Annotated in this window: 17 protein-coding genes and 1 pseudogene; 11 read left to right on the top strand and 7 right to left on the bottom strand. The window is 69.5% G+C overall.

Features of this window, described 5'->3' with window-relative positions:
* Positions 1-8 precede the first annotated feature (8 nt).
* Positions 9-1,367, top strand: coding sequence for an FAD-dependent oxidoreductase (locus tag A5655_RS22725; protein WP_067014072.1), 1,359 nt, complete (start codon positions 9-11; stop codon positions 1,365-1,367).
* A gap of 6 nt (positions 1,368-1,373) precedes the next feature.
* Here the strand turns inward: A5655_RS22725 and A5655_RS22730 are convergent, their stop codons facing one another.
* From A5655_RS22730 to A5655_RS28990, 4 genes and pseudogenes are all read right to left on the bottom strand, one after another.
* A complete protein-coding gene (locus tag A5655_RS22730; protein ID WP_197508778.1) occupies positions 1,374-2,471 on the bottom strand; it encodes an AraC family transcriptional regulator in 1,098 nt (365 codons plus the stop codon).
* Positions 2,453-3,616, bottom strand: a complete 1,164-nt coding sequence (locus A5655_RS22735) for a glycosyltransferase (RefSeq protein WP_082978832.1) — start codon at positions 3,614-3,616, stop codon at positions 2,453-2,455. The genes A5655_RS22730 and A5655_RS22735 overlap by 19 nt, the downstream gene beginning before the upstream one ends.
* A 134-nt stretch (positions 3,617-3,750) precedes the next feature.
* The gene (locus A5655_RS22740; RefSeq protein WP_067014074.1) at positions 3,751-4,509 is read right to left on the bottom strand and encodes an STAS domain-containing protein; all 759 of its coding nucleotides are present in this window, start codon (positions 4,507-4,509) and stop codon (positions 3,751-3,753) included.
* A gap of 6 nt (positions 4,510-4,515) precedes the next feature.
* Positions 4,516-4,751, bottom strand: a pseudogene (locus A5655_RS28990) (hypothetical protein); the annotation flags it as partial.
* Between the two features lie 96 nt (positions 4,752-4,847).
* Between A5655_RS28990 and A5655_RS22745 the strand changes: the two are divergent.
* Positions 4,848-6,977, top strand: a complete 2,130-nt coding sequence (locus tag A5655_RS22745; protein ID WP_067013985.1) for a catalase — start codon at positions 4,848-4,850, stop codon at positions 6,975-6,977.
* A 32-nt stretch (positions 6,978-7,009) separates the two neighbouring features.
* A complete protein-coding gene (locus A5655_RS22750) occupies positions 7,010-7,267 on the top strand; it encodes a Rho termination factor (protein WP_067013987.1) in 258 nt (85 codons plus the stop codon).
* Between the two features lie 15 nt (positions 7,268-7,282).
* Here A5655_RS22750 and A5655_RS22755 read toward each other — a convergent pair whose 3' ends face one another.
* On the bottom strand, positions 7,283-7,852 hold the full coding sequence (locus tag A5655_RS22755; protein WP_067013989.1) for a nucleotidyltransferase: 570 nt from the start codon (positions 7,850-7,852) through the stop codon (positions 7,283-7,285).
* Between the two features lie 153 nt (positions 7,853-8,005).
* Here A5655_RS22755 and A5655_RS22760 point away from each other — a divergent pair, with 153 nt between their 5' ends.
* The 4 genes from A5655_RS22760 to A5655_RS22775 are packed head-to-tail and all read left to right on the top strand — an operon-like array spanning position 8,006 to position 11,136.
* Positions 8,006-8,950, top strand: coding sequence for an acyl-CoA dehydrogenase family protein (locus A5655_RS22760; protein ID WP_067013991.1), 945 nt, complete (start codon positions 8,006-8,008; stop codon positions 8,948-8,950).
* A 24-nt stretch (positions 8,951-8,974) separates the two neighbouring features.
* Positions 8,975-9,748: a PIG-L deacetylase family protein gene (locus A5655_RS22765; protein ID WP_067013993.1), complete on the top strand. Its 774-nt coding sequence runs from the start codon at positions 8,975-8,977 to the stop codon at positions 9,746-9,748.
* Entirely contained in the window at positions 9,745-10,332 is a 588-nt protein-coding gene (locus A5655_RS22770) for a class I SAM-dependent methyltransferase (protein WP_197508777.1), read from the top strand. Before A5655_RS22765 ends, A5655_RS22770 begins: the two co-directional genes overlap by 4 nt.
* A gap of 39 nt (positions 10,333-10,371) precedes the next feature.
* Positions 10,372-11,136, top strand: coding sequence for an endonuclease/exonuclease/phosphatase family protein (locus A5655_RS22775; protein ID WP_067013995.1), 765 nt, complete (start codon positions 10,372-10,374; stop codon positions 11,134-11,136).
* Between the two features lie 10 nt (positions 11,137-11,146).
* Here A5655_RS22775 and A5655_RS22780 read toward each other — a convergent pair whose 3' ends face one another.
* Both A5655_RS22780 and A5655_RS22785 read right to left on the bottom strand, forming a co-directional pair.
* On the bottom strand, positions 11,147-11,434 hold the full coding sequence (locus A5655_RS22780) for a DUF3349 domain-containing protein (RefSeq protein ID WP_082978822.1): 288 nt from the start codon (positions 11,432-11,434) through the stop codon (positions 11,147-11,149).
* A gap of 107 nt (positions 11,435-11,541) precedes the next feature.
* Positions 11,542-11,778 (bottom strand): general stress protein CsbD, encoded by a 237-nt coding sequence (locus tag A5655_RS22785; RefSeq protein WP_066930089.1) that lies wholly within the window; start codon positions 11,776-11,778, stop codon positions 11,542-11,544.
* A 167-nt stretch (positions 11,779-11,945) separates the two neighbouring features.
* Between A5655_RS22785 and A5655_RS22790 the strand changes: the two genes are divergently transcribed.
* The 4 genes from A5655_RS22790 to A5655_RS22805 all read left to right on the top strand — a co-directional run bounded on the left by A5655_RS22790 (position 11,946) and on the right by A5655_RS22805 (position 16,659).
* Positions 11,946-12,785, top strand: coding sequence for an SDR family oxidoreductase (locus A5655_RS22790; RefSeq protein ID WP_067013997.1), 840 nt, complete (start codon positions 11,946-11,948; stop codon positions 12,783-12,785).
* A gap of 294 nt (positions 12,786-13,079) precedes the next feature.
* Positions 13,080-13,478: a heme-binding protein gene (locus A5655_RS22795; RefSeq protein WP_067013999.1), complete on the top strand. Its 399-nt coding sequence runs from the start codon at positions 13,080-13,082 to the stop codon at positions 13,476-13,478.
* 136 nt (positions 13,479-13,614) lie between these two features.
* A complete protein-coding gene (locus A5655_RS22800; RefSeq protein WP_067014001.1) occupies positions 13,615-14,670 on the top strand; it encodes a DNA topoisomerase IB in 1,056 nt (351 codons plus the stop codon).
* 195 nt (positions 14,671-14,865) lie between these two features.
* Positions 14,866-16,659, top strand: coding sequence for a thiamine pyrophosphate-requiring protein (locus A5655_RS22805; RefSeq protein WP_067014003.1), 1,794 nt, complete (start codon positions 14,866-14,868; stop codon positions 16,657-16,659).
* The last annotated feature ends 1 nt before the right edge of the window (position 16,660 follow it).

The following is a 16,660-nucleotide window of genomic DNA, read 5'->3' on the forward strand; positions in this document are numbered from 1 at the left end:
TGTACCCGATGTCCCGTCGGGAGTTCTTCGCGGCCACGAGCAGCCTCGTCGGCGGCGGGCTGGCGGCCGCCTGCGGGTCGGGCCCACCGCCCGCGCCGGACACCCCGCCAGACAACAAGGCGGTGCTCGTCGTCGGCGCCGGCATGGCCGGCCTGTCCGCCGCCCGCAGCCTGGCCGACGCGGGATGGCCGGTGCGCGTCATCGAGGCCCGCGACCGCATCGGCGGCCGGGTGTACACCGACCGGGCCTGGGGTCCCCCGCTCGAGATGGGCGCGTCCTGGATCCATGGCACGACGGACAATCCGCTGATGGAGCTGGCGCAACGGGCGCGCGCCCAGCTCGCACCCACCGACTACTACGGATGGGCGAAGCTGGCCGTCGATCCGCGGCTCGCGCCGCTGGCCTACGACCCGCAGACCTGGCGCACCTTCGTGAAACGGGCGCGAGGCCGCGTCGACGACGGGAGTCTCGGCGCCGCCGTCGACGCCGCGGCGAACCGCGCCGAGCTTGCCGATTCCGAGCGCGCCCAATTGGCTTTCTACCTCACCTCCGAGATCGAGAACGAATACGCCGCCGGCGTGGATCAACTGTCCGCCAAGACCTTTGACCGCGGCGAGTACGCCGACGGCGACCAGGACGTGATCACCAACGGCTACGACGCCCTGCCCCGGCTGCTGTCCGAGGGACTCTCGATCCGACTCAAGACGCCGGTCACCGCGATCGCGCGCCGCGACAACTCCGTCGTCGTGCGGGCCGGCGACCGGTCGTTCGAGGGTCCCGCCGCGATCGTCACCGTTCCCCTGGGCGTGCTCAAATCCGGCGCGATCGCCTTCGACCCGCCCCTTCCGGACGAGCATCGAAATGCGGTGCAGGCGCTGGGATTCGGCGTCTTGTCCAAGAGCTACTTTCGTTTCGCCCGGCGAACGTGGGACGTGGAGAACGCCTTCTATCAGTACATCGGCAGCGAGCCCGGCGCGTGGTCACAATGGTTCACGCTGCCGAGCGCGTCGGGCCCGATCGCGTTGGCGTTCAACGCCGGTGAGCGTGGCCGGTGGGCGGAGTCGGCCTCCCCGGCCGAGCTGATCGCCAGCTCGCTGCCCATCGCGCGCCAGCTGTTCGGCGGCGACGGCGCCGCGGTCGACGTGCGGACGTCGAACTGGACCGTCGACCCGTACGCGCTCGGCTCGTATTCGTTCCACGCGCCCGGTTCCGGTCTCGCCGATCGGCGCCGGCTGGCCGAGCCGATCGGCGACCGGCTGTACCTGGCGGGCGAGGCCGTCGGCGTCAACAATCCGGGCACCGTGACCGGCGCGATGGTCAGCGGCCGATACGCCGCGGGCCAGGTGATGCACCGGCTGAGTGGATGAGAGCCGCTACGTCACCTGGTTGAGCGTGGTGTGGGGGCTCTGGCCGTAGGTCTGCCGGTACAGCACGGCGAAGCGGCCGGTGTGCGCGAACCCCCAACGCTGCGCGATCTCGGTGACGGTGGTGCCGGCGCGCTCGCCGGCGAGCAGCTCCTGGTGCGCCCGATGCAGCCGGACGCGACGCATGTACTCGGTGGGAGTGGTGTCGAGCTGGCGCCGGAACAGGTACTGGACCGCCCTGGGTGTCAGGTGCACGGCCCCGGCGATGTCGTTGATGCTCACATCGCCGGCGGCATGCCGGTGGATGAAGGCCACCGCTTCCTTGAGCGTTTCGGGCAGCGAGGGGTCGCCCGCGAGGTCCTGCTCGGTCACGTTGGACGGGTAGCACTCGAGCAGCGCGCCCGCCAGCAGGGGGGCCATCGCGGCCACGATCATCGGCTGCTGGGCGGTGTCCGGCGCGGCCAACGTGGCGCTGACGTAATCGAGCGCCCGGTGCCACGCGCGCACGGCGACGCGCGACCGGGGGCGCCAGTTGAGGAACCGGATGTGCTGCGACAGCGGCGACTGCCAGTCCAGGGTGATCCTGCGCAACGCCTCGGGCGCGACGGTCACCACGTCGAACCGCGCGCCGTTCACCTGCAGCGCACACGACATGCCATGGGCGATCAGGACGGGGCAGTCGACGTTCGGGAAGGGCCCACCAGTCACGGTCAGCGACCCGGCCCGGGGCTGGATCACGACAATGTTTTCGGCCGCGGTTTCGGCCGGCGGGATTTCGAAGACCGCCGGGCCGTGAATCAGCACTTCGTCGATCGCCATCGACTCCGCCGCGCAGCGCCGATGGGTGACTGCCGAGCGGCTCGTGAGGCCGCTGACGCGCCAGCCCGGCGTGTACGCGCCGGCGAAGAACCGGCGCATGGCGTCGGGCTGGACGCTGCGGAATTGCTCGTAGCGGACCGCCGCCGCCGTTTGGACCGGGGCGAGGTCGCGCGCGACGGCGCGGCGGGCGGGACGCAGGTCGATCTGGATCTCGTCGGGTTCGCCGGCTACACCGACCGCGCCGGGCGCCGCGTCGTCGGCGATGGCCGTCATGGTAGGTCGGCCGATCGTCCCACCGGCGCCCCGTCCACCGCGAGTGCGACGGGGGTCGACGTGTGCGGGACGAGTTGTCGATATATGTTCAGCGCGTCGAGCCCTATCCGCTCCCAGGAGAAGCGTGAGACCGCGCGGCTTCGCCCCGCCGCGCCCATGCTGTCACACTGAAAGCTCTGGGACAGAAGGTTTCTCAACGCCGTGGCCACCGCGGCGGGGCTGCGTCGCGGAAGCACCAGCCCTGTGACGCCGTCCACCACCGCGTCGGTCAGGACGCCTACCGGAACCGCCACGACCGCCACCCCGCTGGCCATGGCCTGCAACACGGGTGCCGCCCGGGGTGGCTGTCGCGGCGTGCACGCGACGAGGTCGGCGGATCGCAGCAGCGATGGCAGTTGGTCATCGCCGACCGTGCCCGCGAAGCGGACCCGGTCGGCGACGCCCGTCTCGGCGGCGAAACGTTTCAGCTGGGCGCGCGCCCGGTCGTGGTCGGGCCCGTGGGCGGCGGTTTCGGCGATGACCAGCTCCGCGCCCACAATCTTGGGGAGCGCCCGGATGGCGATGTCGAACCCGTTGCCCGGCAACGGGTTCGGCGCGACGCAGACGATGCGGTGGCGGGCATCGCGGACGGCCGCGGGACCCACCGGGCTGTATCGCTCGACATCGACGCCGCCGCACAAAATGGACACTCGGGCCCGCCCGTGGCGTAGCCGGGCCAGCACGTCGGCGTCGGCGGTGCATTCACCCGTCACCCAGGAGGCGCCACGCGCCAACAGCGGCTCGATGCGTTCGCGCTCGCGCCCGTGCTGCGCGCCGGCGAGAGCGCCGCAGCGCGAGGTGACGGCCAAACCCTGGAAGCTCTGCACGATCGGTATCCGCAGCCGTCGCGCCGCCAGCTGGGCGGTCAACCCACCCAGCCAGCCGAACGCGTGCACGACGTCCGGTTGGTCCGCCGACCACACGCGCTCAAGGGCGCGCGCCCAGTCGCCGACATAGGGCAGAACCGCCGGCGCGGGAGCCGCAGCGACCGGACCGACGCGGATCCCACGCTGGCCCCTGACGTAGGCCGTCGCCTCGTGCCCGCGAAACTCGAGCGCGGCACAGAGCTGCGCAGCGTCGTCGCCGACGATGTCATCACCGGTGACGATTGCAACCCTCACCACGGCCACCCTCCGTCTGCGCGCTGCGCCCACTTCAATAGCTACCCCGCTGACGGGCGACGAAACGCGGGACTTCGCGCCCTTCGCCCTGAGCCGCCGGGTTTCGCATCGTGGACCTCCGGGGTCTCGCGGCCTCAGAGCAGGTTTTCGCGACCGACCAGCGCCCATACCGTCTTGCCCGACGAGGTCGGCGTGGCCCCCCACGCCTGACAGAGCGCGGAAACTACGGCCAACCCGGACGCGATTTCCGCGCCTCGGTCGGAATCTTCGTGGCGCCCCGGCAGGCGGTCGCTGCGATCCTCCACCGCGACCGTGATGGTGTCCCGCTGGCTCTCGACAATCAGCACTGGCGCGCTCTGCGTGTGATCGAGGACGTTCTCGACGAAGACGGTCGCCACCGTCGCCGCAACCGGTATCAGCTCGCGTTCGTCCCACAGGGTAAGCCAGTCGGTGACCATGGCACGGGCCATGCCGACGCTCTCCGCAGCGGGCGGCAGCTCGCTGCGCGCCCGCCGCCGGCTGGCCAAGGGCTGGTCGCGCACGTCGTGAAGCACCAACGGCCGGGTGGGGTGCACCCGCACGTATCGGGTCACTCCGCTGGAGGCCATCGCATGGCGAACCTGCGGTTGCGCGCACACCAGCAGAATGGGCACGTCCGGCCACACGCTGACGTGCCAACGGGCGCTGCTGAATGCCTTCCAGGCCGACGCCGACGGCGCGGACAGCCGGTTGACGTCCACGATCACCGCGCGCGGCTCGTCCAGCGCGGCCTTGATCACCGTGTCGCGGACGGTCCGGTACGTCGAGCTGTCCAGCACCCCGTCCATCACGAGGATCGGCACGTCGTGCTGGGGTGCTGCTTCGATGCGGACAGCCAACCGCGGGTCAACCACCTGTGTCACCCCATTGTCGAGCACGCCCGACAACAGCACGCCACCCGCGCGGGGCCCGAACGCCGCGACGGCCGAACGGAACAATGCGTCGATGCGGCTCGACTCAAGCGCCGCACCATTTTCGGCGGCGACGGCCGGTAGCGGCCGCTGCGATCGACGATCTGGGCCGGCGCGCCCGCGGGGTCGTGGAGCACGACCACTTCGCGCAATTCGCCGTTCTCACTGGCCGCCTCGATCACCACCCTCGACTACCCCCATCAACGCGACGTAACCGCGCTGCATCGGGTGGGTGCGTCATCGCCCGGTTTACGACGGATGAGCGGTGGTAACCGAACCCCATGGGAACCGACCACACATCAGACCCGAAACAGCGCGCCCTGGACCCGTCACGGGTCCGCCGCGACACCGGATACCTCACCACCCAGCAGGGCGTCCGCGTCGATCACACCGACGATTCGCTGACCGTCGGCGAGCGGGGACCCACGCTGCTGGAGGACTTTCACGCCCGGGAAAAAATCACCCACTTCGACCATGAGCGCATTCCTGAGCGCGTCGTTCACGCGCGGGGCGCCGGCGCGTACGGCTTCTTCGAGCCGTATGACGACTGGCTGGCCGAGTACACCGCGGCGAAATTCCTGACCACACCGGGCACCCGGACCCCCGTGTTCGTGCGGTTCTCCACGGTGGCGGGGTCTCGCGGCTCGGCCGACACCGTCCGCGACGTCCGCGGTTTTGCCACCAAGTTCTACACCGAGCAAGGTAATTACGACCTGGTGGGCAACAACTTCCCGGTCTTCTTCATCCAGGACGGGATCAAGTTCCCCGACTTCGTCCACGCGGTGAAACCCGAGCCGCACAACGAGATTCCGCAGGCCCAGTCGGCGCACGACACGCTGTGGGACTTCGTCTCCCTGCAGCCCGAGACGCTGCACACCATCATGTGGCTGATGTCCGACCGCGCGCTGCCGCGCAGCTACCGCATGATGCAAGGCTTCGGCGTGCACACCTTCCGCCTGGTAAACGCCAGCGGCGAAGGCACTTTCGTGAAGTTCCACTGGAAGCCCAAACTCGGCGTGCACTCGCTGATCTGGGACGAATGCCAGAAGATCGCCGGCAAGGACCCCGATTACAACCGGCGCGACCTGTGGGAGGCCATCGAGTCCGGCCAGTATCCCGAGTGGGAACTCGGGGTGCAGCTCGTCGCCGAGGCCGACGAGTTCAAGTTCGATTTCGATCTCCTCGATGCCACGAAGATCATTCCCGAGGAACAGGTTCCGGTTCGCCCGGTGGGCAAGATGGTGTTGAACCGCAACCCGGACAACTTCTTCGCCGAGACCGAGCAGGTCGCTTTCCACACCGCCAACGTGGTGCCGGGGATCGACTTCACCAACGACCCGCTGCTGCAGTTCCGCAACTTCTCCTACCTCGACACGCAGTTGATCCGCCTGGGGGGCCCCAACTTCGCGCAGCTGCCGATCAACCGGCCCGTCGCCGACGTCCGCAACAACCAGCAGGACGGCTATTCCCAGCACGCCATCCCGCAGGGGCGCAGCAGCTACTACAAGAACACCCTCGGCAGCGGGTGTCCGGCGCTGGCCAATGACGACGTCTTCCGCCACTACACGCAGCGCATCGACGGCGCCGCGATGCGCAAGCGCGCGAAGTCCTTCGAGAATCACTACAGCCAGGCGCGGATGTTCTGGAAGAGCATGTCGGCGGTCGAGGCCGAACACATCGTGGCCGCGTTCGCCTTCGAGCTGGGCAAGGTCGAGGTGCCCGACATCCGTTCGGCGGTTGTCTCGCAACTCGCCCGCGTCGACCACGGTCTGGCCACCCGGGTGGCGGCGAAGCTGGGGCTGCCCGCGCCGCCCGACGAGGCGGTCGACGGCGAGGTGGCCTCCTCGCCGGCGCTGTCGCAAATCGGCGCCGCCAATGCCACGGACTCCATCGAGTCGCGCAAGATCGCCGTCCTGGCCGCCGACGGCGTGGATGTCGTTGGGACGCAACGCTTCAAGGAGCTGATGGCCCAGCGCGGCGCGATGGTCGAAGTGCTGGCCCCCGTCGCCGGCGGCACCCTGCGCGGCGGGTCCGGCGGCGAACTTCCCGTCGACCGGGCGTTCACGACAATGGCGTCGGTCCTCTACGACGCGGTGGTGGTGGCGTGCGGGCCGGATTCGGTGGCGACGCTTTCCGAAGACGGTTACGCCGTGCATTTCGTGGTCGAGGCCTACAAGCACCTCAAGCCGATCGGCGCCTACGGCGCCGGCATCCGCCTGCTGCGCGCCGCGAACATCGATACCCGCCTCGCGTCGGACAGCGACGCGGACACCGACGTGGTCAGCGACCGGGCGGTGGTGACAACAAAAGCGGCCGCAGACGAGTTCCCCGACCAATTCGCCGAGGAATTCGCCGCCGCGCTGGCCCGCCACCGCTGCTGGGAGCGCCAAACCGACCCGGTGCCGGCATAACCCGACACATAACCGATAGAGGAGGAGGAACCATGCCTCGTTCGTCGATCAAGAACGAGAAGATGTATCAGGATCTGCGCAAGAAGGGTGATTCCAAGGAAAAGGCCGCGCGGATCTCCAACGCGGCCGCGGGCCGGGGCAAGTCGTCCGTCGGCCGTAAGGGCGGCAAGTCCGGGTCCTACGCGGACTGGACGGTCCCGCAGTTGAAGAAGAGGGCCAAAGAGCTTGGCATGTCGGGCTATTCGAGCCTGACCAAGGACAAGCTGGTCGCCAAGCTGCGCAACCACTGACGACGTCCGGGCGCCTCAAGCGGTCAAGCCGAGCCGGTCGGCCAGCACCAAAAACGCGACCGCGTAATCGTTGTCGGCGGTCCGCGACCTGATGCGCTCCCAGTCCAGCCGTTCGCGGACCGCCCGCACCGCCGGAAGCAGCTTGGCGAAGTCGCAGTGATGTTCGCCCAGCGAGCGCAGCTTCTGGATGACCACCATGGTCGGCGGCAGCACCGGCATCCCGATGGCCAGCACGTCGCGCTGTTCGGCGCAGTCCAGCGTGGCCGGCTCCACGCGCTCGCCGTTGATGCGGTGCAGGACGTCGACGACGGTATCGCCGGTGCGTGCCTTGAACAGCCAGTCCTCCGGCGGATGTTCGACGACGAAGCCGGCGTCGGCGAGGGTGGCCTCGGCGCTCGCCACGTCGGTCTCGGCCACGACGAGATCCACGTCGTGGCTGGGCTCGGGCGCGCCGAAAGCCCACAGGGCATAGGACCCGGCCAATGCGAAGCGCGGCCCGTTTTCCTTGAGCGCCGACGCCGCACCGCGCAGCGCCTCCCGTAGCTGACTGCAGGACGCATCCGCGGGCGTCTGGATGGGTGTCATCGTGCATAGGTGATACCCCGCCATTCGGCCGGGCAACCCGCTCCGCGTTTGCGTGACATCGTTTATCGTCCGTTTAAGTGGCCGTCACACTGGCAAGTCTTGTGTTATGTCAGCCCCTGTCTTCCGCGATAGCTCGGTGCCGGGAGACCGCGCGTGACGGCGGGGTTGGTCAAGTACTGGCTGGAGTCGGGACGGCTCGAGCTGCCGTTGCCCGCCTCGGGACGCACCGCCGAACGCTGGCAGCGCCTGGCCCGGCTGGCCGAGGAAGACATCGTGGCGGCCCGGATCGCCGAGGCCCACGCCGACGCCGTCGCGATCCTGCACGAGCTGGGCGGCAAGCCGCCCGATGCCGATCAGCTGTGGGGGGTGTGGGCGGCCGAATCGTCCGACGATGCGCTGATCGCCACCACGATCAGCGGCGGCACCGTCATCCTGAACGGCACCAAGGTGTGGTGTTCGGGCGCCGGGTTCTGCACGCACGCGCTGGTGACCGCCCGGCTCGACGACGGGCGGTGCGGCCTGTTCGCGGTGCCCGTCACCGAACCCGCTGTCAAGGCGCTGCCGACCTCCTGGTGGAACGTCGGGATGGCCGGCAGCGACACCAGGGCCGTGCAGTTCACCAACGCGCGGGCCGTCGCCGTGGGTGACCCGGACGACTATTTGGCCAGGCCGGGGTTGTGGCACGGGGCCATCGGCGTCGCCGCCTGCTGGCTCGGCGGTGCGCGGCGGGTCGCCGAGCCGCTGTATCGCTGCGCCACAAGCGAATCGGCGGACGCCTACTCCCTGGCGCATCTGGGCGCGGTGGACGCCGCACTGGCCGCGGGCGACGCCATCCTTGCCACGGCGGCGGCGCAGATCGACGCCGACCCCTTCGATCGCTCCGACACCGCACAGCTGCTGGCCCGCCGCGCGCGCACGGTCGTGGAACACGCGGTCGACGAGGCCATCACCCGCACCGGCCGCGCCCTGGGGCCGGGGCCGCTGTGTCAGGACGGCCGGCATGCCCAGCGCGTCGCCGACCTCACCATCTACATCCGGCAGAGCCACGCCGAGCGCGACCTGGCCGAGCTCGGGCGCCTGGCCGGGCGACGGTCATGAAAGCCCGGTCATGAAAGTCCGGCCATGAAAACCCTGCGGGCAAGCAATTGCGCCAAGTTCGCGGCCAAGCCGCTGACCCGCGGCGGCACCCCGGTGCCGGTGTGGCTGGCCGCCCTCGACTCCGAACCGCTGCCCGCGCTGGACCTGAGCGCGTGCCCCGGGTTGGTCGTCGTCGCGGCCCACCCCGACGACGAGACGCTGGGCCTCGGCGCGGCCACCGCCCAACTGGTCGCCTCGGGCGTCGACGTGCAGGTGGTCTCGGTCACCGACGGCGGCGCGGCCCCGCCGGCCGCGACGGCGCGGGAGCGGACCCGCTGGGAGATCACCCGCAGATACGAACTTTGCCGGGCGGCAAGCATTTTGGGGATCCCGAAACCGCTATCGCTGGGGCTGCCCGACGGGCAGCTGGCCGAGCACGAGGACCGGGTCGCCGACCTGCTTACCGGCATCCTCGACACCGCCCCGCCCGGGACGTGGTGCGCCGCCACCTGGCGGGGCGACGGGCACCCCGACCACGAAGCCGTGGGGCGTGCCGCGACCGAGGCGTGCCGGCGCACCGGCGCCGCGTTGCTGGAATACCCGGTGTGGATGTGGCATTGGGCCAGCCCCGCCGATCCCACGGTGCCCTGGCATCGCGCCCAGTCGGTGCCGGTGCCCGGCCGGGCGCTGGCCCGCAAACGGCTGGCCGCGCATTGTTTTCGCAGCCAGCTCGAGCCGGCCGCCGGCGGCTCGGCGCCCGCGGTCCCGCCGTTCGTGCTGCAACGGCTGCTCGCGGTGGGGGAGGTCGTATTCCGGTGACCACGGCGGCGTATGCCGGCATCGAGGATCCACGGCGGCATCCGCCGCGGGGGTACCGGACACCGTGGCACCAAGAGCGCAGGGACGCCATCACCCTGGCGCTGCTGCCCGACCCCCGGTACCGGCACGCTTTCCAGCTGGGCTGTTCGACGGGGGCGCTCACCGCCCAGCTGGCCAGGCGCTGCGATCGCGTGACGGCGATGGACGTGGCCGACGCGGCGCTGCGAAGCGCGGATGCGCGGCTGCGCCGGCTCGGCTGCCGGGATCGGGTGACCCTGTACCTGTCGTCCCGCGATGCGTCGTGGCCGCCGGGGCCCTTTGACCTGCTGATGCTCAGCGGGGTCGCCTATTGCCTCGAAGCCGACGCGCTCGCCACGGTGTTGTGCCGCGAATGCCCGCGGCTGCAGTGGGGTGCGAAAGTCGTTGCCGCACATTGCCGCCGGCCCGGGCCCGACCATCCGCTCACCGGCGACGCGGCCCACGCGGTCATCGCGGACACGCCCGGATTGACTTCCATCGCCCGTTACGGGGATCGCGATTTCGTCGTCGAGGTCTTCGACACCGGCGACGCCGGCTCGCCGTGAAGTGGTGACCGCCCCCCGGGAATGGGTATCGAAAAGGGTATGCGCGTAGCGACCTTCAACATCCTGCACGGCCGCACCGTCGGAAACGGGGTGGATCTCGCGCGGCTACGGGACTGCGTGCGCCGCCTGGATCCCGACATCCTCGGATTGCAGGAGGTCGACTGCGAACAACCGCGGTCCGACCGCGCCGACCTCACGGCGGTCGCGGCGGAAGCCATGGGGGCCGTGGAGCATCGGTTCGTGGCCGCGATCTCCGGCACGCCCGGCGCCACCTGGATGGCCGCGACGGGCCGCGAACAACCCGGCACGGCGGCCTACGGGATCGCGCTGCTGTCCCGCTTCCCGGTGGCCAGTTGGCAGGTGGTGCGATTGCCCCGGATTCCCATGCGGTTTCCCATGTATCTGCCCGGACCGAACCGGGTGATGGTCGTCGACGAGGAACCGCGCGCGGCGGTGATCGCGCAGCTGCACACCCCATGGGGCGGGCTGACGGTGGCCAACACGCACCTGTCCTTCGTGCCCGGCTGGAATCGGCGCCAGCTGCGCCGGCTGATGCACGACCTGGACGGCTTCCCGGGTCCGCGCCTGCTGACCGGTGACCTCAATATGACGCCCGACGCGGTGCGCCGCTGGTCGGGCATGCGGCCCCTGGCGACGGCCGCGACCTTTCCCGCCGAAGCACCCAACCGCCAGCTCGATCACATCCTGACCGACGACCCAGGCCTGCGCGGCGGTGCCGTGCGGTCCGAAGTGATGCCGATCTCCGATCACCGGCCGCTGGTGGTGGACGTCGAGCACGTGTGAGCGCCGGTGCTTACCCGCCGGCCCACCCCATCGCGTCGAGTCGCCCGTGGACCCGGTCGATGTCGTCCAGTGACGGCATCTCGTCGGTGACCCGCAGGATCTCCACCCCGACGTCCGCGTCGTCGATCGACCGGCGCTTCCGACCGGTGAGAGCGGTCGCGATCGCGGTGACCTCGTCGTCGCATACTCGCCGTGGCAGCAGGGCCAATAACGGCGCGTAACCGAAAGGCGGCGCGCCACTGGGGTAACCGGCGCGCAGAAACGCGATGACGCTCGACATCGTGCCGCGCAAGACCATCCCTCACCTCCCGCCGGTTCTTGCCAGGAATAACCCGGCGCGCCGGTTTGAAACCATGAAAAGGGGGCCCGGTCCGCATGCCGGACCGGGCCCCCACTGTAATCGGCCTACTGGTTTTCCTTCTGGCGCTCTTCGGCGGCCTTGGCGCCGGCGCGCGCCGAATCGGCCTCGGCTTCCTTCTTGCCCGCGTCGCGCTGGGCGTCGGCCTTGTCCTGTTGCGCCCGGCCCTCTTCGACCAGGTCGTCGCGACCGGTGACGGTTCCGCCAACCTCCTTGACCTTGCCCTTGACGCCTTCGACGGTGCCCCTGACGGCCTCTTGCGGTCCGCTCTTCTGATCGCCCATGGTCGACCTCCCTTTCGTGGTTACGTCTTGGTTCGCACCTACCGGCTTCCCGCCCGGGGCGGGGCCAAACACTCCCGCGCGATTGCGGGCCGAGCGATTCGCCGTGCGAACCAACGCGTTTGAAAGCGATATTTCCGGGTAAATCCATCCGCCGACCGCTCAAGGGGGTGGAGTCACTGAGCACCATCGGTGTCATAGGGGCGACGGGCACGGCCGGGTCCCGCGTCGTCGCCAGGCTGAAGGCCCGCGACGTCGAGGTCGTCGAGATGTCCCGCGCTCACGGCGTTGACGTGATCTCGGGACGAGGATTATTCGAGGCGCTGGCCGGGGTCGACGTCGTGATCGACGTGTCCAACCCGATGCCCGCCGACGGGGAGTCGAACATCACCCAGACGGTGGCCGCCGCGACGCGCAACGTGGTGGGCGCGTGCGCCGCGCGCGACGTGCGGCGGCTGGTGGCGTTGACGATCGCCGGAATCGAAGACCCGTCGTTCGACGGCTTTCCGTATTACGAGGCGAAACGGGCGGCCAAGCAGATCGTGCTGGACGGACCCGTACCGGTGACCCTGGTGAGCTCCACGCAGTGGTACGAGTTCGCCACCCACCCCGCCGCGGTTAGTTCCCATGACGGCGAGGTCGTGGTCCAGGACTGGCTGATCCAGCCCATCGCCGCCGACACGGTCGCCGACGTGCTGGTCGAGGCGGCCCTGGGGCAGACGCATCGGCCGCGCACGATCACCGGCCCGGAGGCCGTCCGGCTGCCCGAACTCACGTCGAAGCTGCTCGCCCAGCTGGGCGACAACCGTCGGGTGCGCGCCGTGCAGCCCGCGTTCGGTGCGCTCGGAACCGGGGCGCTGCTGGCGTCCGACGGCGCCATCGTCCTGGGCCCCGACGTCGACACCTGGCTGCACACCCTTTCGCCCGCCGGCTCGGACGGCGAGTCGGCCGACGGCAGCGGTCCGCCGACGCCACTGCGCACGCGGGACCTGTCCCCCAGCAGTCGTTAGGGCTGGCGGCGAAACGAACGGTCGGCTCCCCGACCGAGGTCACGGTTGCGTCACGATCGACGTCACGATTCGTTAAGAACCGCGCCCGTTCTCTGAGAACTCTCAACATTGGCGGGCAAATTTATTTGCTGGCTTAGCGAAAATGGGACCTGTGAGGCGATCGGGCCCTGCGTGGCGCGCGGTGTTCATTTCCGGCGAACCCCCCCGTTTTTGGCCTCCGCTACTTTGGATTTCGAGGATCGGGAGCCTCTTGAGAAGAAATCAGTTGATCAATTTCGAAGGACAAGTCTGATCATGAAAAACAGCAGTATCGCCGCGCGCCGCAAAGTTGCGGGTATCAGCGCGGGCTTCCTGCTCGGGGGATTGACCGTGGGCATCATCGGTGCCCCATCCGCGGCCGCAGCGCCCGACTGCAGCCCCGCGGGTGTGAACGCCACCGTGTCGTCGGTGCAGGGGGCCGCGGAGCAGTACCTGGCCGCTCACCCGGACACGAACCAGGTGGTCACGGCCGCCTACGGCCAGCCGCGCCCGGAGGCCGAGTCGAGCCTGCGCGGCTACTTCACCGCGCATCCGCAGCAGTACTACGACCTGCGCGGCATCCTGGCGCCGATCGGCGACACGGAACGGCAGTGCAACGTCAAGGCACTGCCGCCGTTGCTGGAGTCGGCCTACCAGGAGTTCATGGCCGGCTGATCCCGCCAAGAAACGACCCGCCACAGCGCCGTGGCGGGTCGTTTCGCGTGTACCGCCGGCGGGTATTGAGCGGGTAATTGTGCAGGGTAACTGTGCAGGGTAATTGTGCAGTCAGCCAACGCGACTGGAGGCAACGATGCGACTGCGTCGCAGCGATCTGGGCAAGCCCGGGATCGCGCGCAAGCGGCGGGGCAAGGGCTTCGCCTACTACGACCCCGACGGCAAGCTGCTGTCCGATCCGGACACCCTGGCCCGCATCAAGGACCTCGTCATTCCGCCGGCCTGGAAGAAGGTCTGGATCTCGCCCGACCCGAAAGGCCACATCCAGGCGGTCGGCACGGACGCGGCCGGGCGCCGGCAGTACCTCTACCACGCCGCCTGGCAGCAGGAGCGCGCCGAGGAGAAGTTCGACCGCGTCCTGGAGCTGTCCATGCAGTTGCCGATGTGGCGCGCGCGCATCGCCAAAGACCTGGCGCGCCGCGGTCTGACGCGCGAGCGCGTGCTGGCGGTCGCGCTGCGCCTGCTCGACCGGGGCTACTTCCGCGCCGGCGGTGAGCAGTACGCCGAGGAGCACGAGTCCTACGGACTGGCCACCCTGCTGTGCAGCCACGTGACGGTGCGCCGCAGCGCGGTCGAATTCGACTTCCCGGCCAAGAGCGGGGTGCGGCGCACGGTGGAAATCGAGGACGCCGAAATCGTTCGCGCGGTGCGCTCGCTGATGCGGCGGCCGGAGCGCACCGACCGATTGCTGGTGTGCCGCACCGGGTCCGGGTGGGTCGACATCCGGTCCGACGACCTCAATGCCCGGTTCAAGGAGATGGTGGGCGACGAGTTCACGGTCAAGGACCTGCGGACCTGGCACGGCACGGTGCTGGCCGCGGCGGCGTTCGCGGACGCGGACCCGCCGGTGTCGCAGCGGGTGGTCAAGCGCGTCGAGTCCGCCGTCATGAAAGAGGTCGCCGAGGAGCTCGGCAACACCCCCGCGGTGGCCCGCGGCTCCTATGTGGACCCGCGCGTCGTCAGCGGTTATGAGCAGGGCCTGACGATCCAAGCGGCGGCGCGTCGCGCCGAACGCGCCCGCCGGGCCGAGGCCAAGCAGGAAATCCTGGAGAAGGCGACCCGCATGCTCATTCGCCGAGTGGCCGCGGGCCGCAGTGGATCCGGACCTTCGGCACTGCCCAGGAGCGCGTGACCGGCCCACGAATAAGCACCGCGAATTCGGGTATGCCGGGACTTGTGCGCCGAAGCACGCGCGAAGGTGCTGCTCGGAAAGCCGCCCGGAAAGTCGAACCCATGGCGATCCGGTCTCGTTCGGCGCGGTGAAAGGCCGACGCGGGCAAAGATTCGCGCCCAACGACACCCCAACGTCTGTCGAGGAGGGCATTGAATGTCTAAGCAAGAGGTCTCGGACTACCTACTGGAGCGGCTGCGGACGTGGGGCGTCGAGCACGTGTTCGGCTATCCCGGCGACGGCATCAACGGGATCCTGGCCGCCTTCGGGCGCGCCGACAACCGGCCCATGTTCATCCAGTCGCGGCACGAGGAGATGAGCGCCTTCGAGGCGGTTGGGTACGCCAAATTCACCGACCGCGTCGGGGTGTGCATGGCCACCTCCGGCCCCGGCGCGATCCACCTGCTCAACGGCCTGTACGACGCCAAACTCGACCACGTTCCGGTGGTGGCCATCGTCGGTCAGACGAACCGCAGCGCCATGGGCGGGTCCTATCAGCAGGAGGTCGACCTGCTGAGCCTGTTCAAGGACGTCGCCAGCGAGTACGTCCAAATGGTCACCGTCCCAGAGCAATTGCCCAACGTGCTGGACCGCGCGATCCGGGTGGCCATGGCGGAGCGCGCGCCGACGGCGCTGATCATCCCGGCCGACGTGCAGGAGCTGCCGTACTCGCCGCCCACCCACGCCTTCAAGATGGTGCCCTCCAGCCTGGGCATCGAGTGGCCGGCCGTTTCTCCCGACGACGCGGCGATCCGGCGCGCGGCCGACGTGCTCAACGCGGGGAAACGGGTCGCCATGCTGGTCGGCAACGGCGCCAGCGGCGCCCGCGAGGAGCTGGCCGAGGTCGCCGACCTGCTCGGGGCCGGGGCCGCCAAGGCGCTGCTGGGCAAGGACGTGTTGAGCGACGAATTGCCTTGGGTCACCGGCTCGATCGGCTTGCTGGGCACCCGTCCGAGCTACGAGCTGATGCGCGACTGCGACACGCTGCTGACCGTGGGCTCCAGCTTCCCGTACACGCAATTCCTGCCGGAGTTCGGGCAGTGCCGCGCCGTGCAGATCGACATCGACGGCCGGTTCATCGGCATGCGGTACCCCTACGAGGTCAACCTCGTTTCGGACGCGAAGGCCGCGCTGCGGGCCCTGATTCCGCACCTGCGCCGCAAGGAGGACCGGAACTGGCGCGAAACCATCGAGGCCAACGTGTCGCGCTGGTGGGAAACCATGGATATGGAGGCGAAGGTCTCCGCCGACCCGATCAACCCCATGCGGTTGTTCTCCGAGCTGTCCCCGCAGCTTCCCGACGACGCCATCGTGACGGCCGATTCCGGTTCGGCCGCCAACTGGTACGCGCGGAACCTGCGATTCCGCGGCAACATTCGGGGCTCGCTGTCGGGCACCCTGGCGACCATGGGCCCGGGCGTCCCCTACGGCATCGGCGCGAAATTCGCTCACCCGCAACGGCCGGTCATCGTGTTCAGCGGTGACGGCGCCATGCAGATGAACGGCATGGCCGAGCTGATCACGATCAAGCGGTACTGGCAGGAGTGGGACGACCCGCGCCTGATCGTGGCGATCCTGCACAACAACGACCTGAACCAGGTCACCTGGGAGATGCGGGCGATGGCCGGGGCGCCGAAATTCGCGGAATCCCAGAACCTTCCGGACATCGACTTCGCCGGGTTCGCGGCCAGCCTGGGTCTGAACGCGATGGCGATCAAGGACGGCGACGAACTCGCGGACGCCTGGCGCAACGCGTTGTCCGCGGATCGCCCCACCGTGTTGGACGTCTACACCGACCCCGACATGCCACCGATTCCGCCGCACGCCACCTGGGAGCAATTCAAGTCCGCCACCGCCGCGGTGCTGTCCGGCGACGAGGACCGCGTCGGCTTCGTCAAGGTCGGCCTGAAAACGAAGGCACAGGAGTTCCTGCCGCACAAGAAGAACTGAG

This window comes from Mycobacterium sp. 1081908.1, assembly GCF_001673535.1.
In the GTDB taxonomy this organism is placed as follows: Bacteria; Actinomycetota; Actinomycetes; order Mycobacteriales; family Mycobacteriaceae; genus Mycobacterium.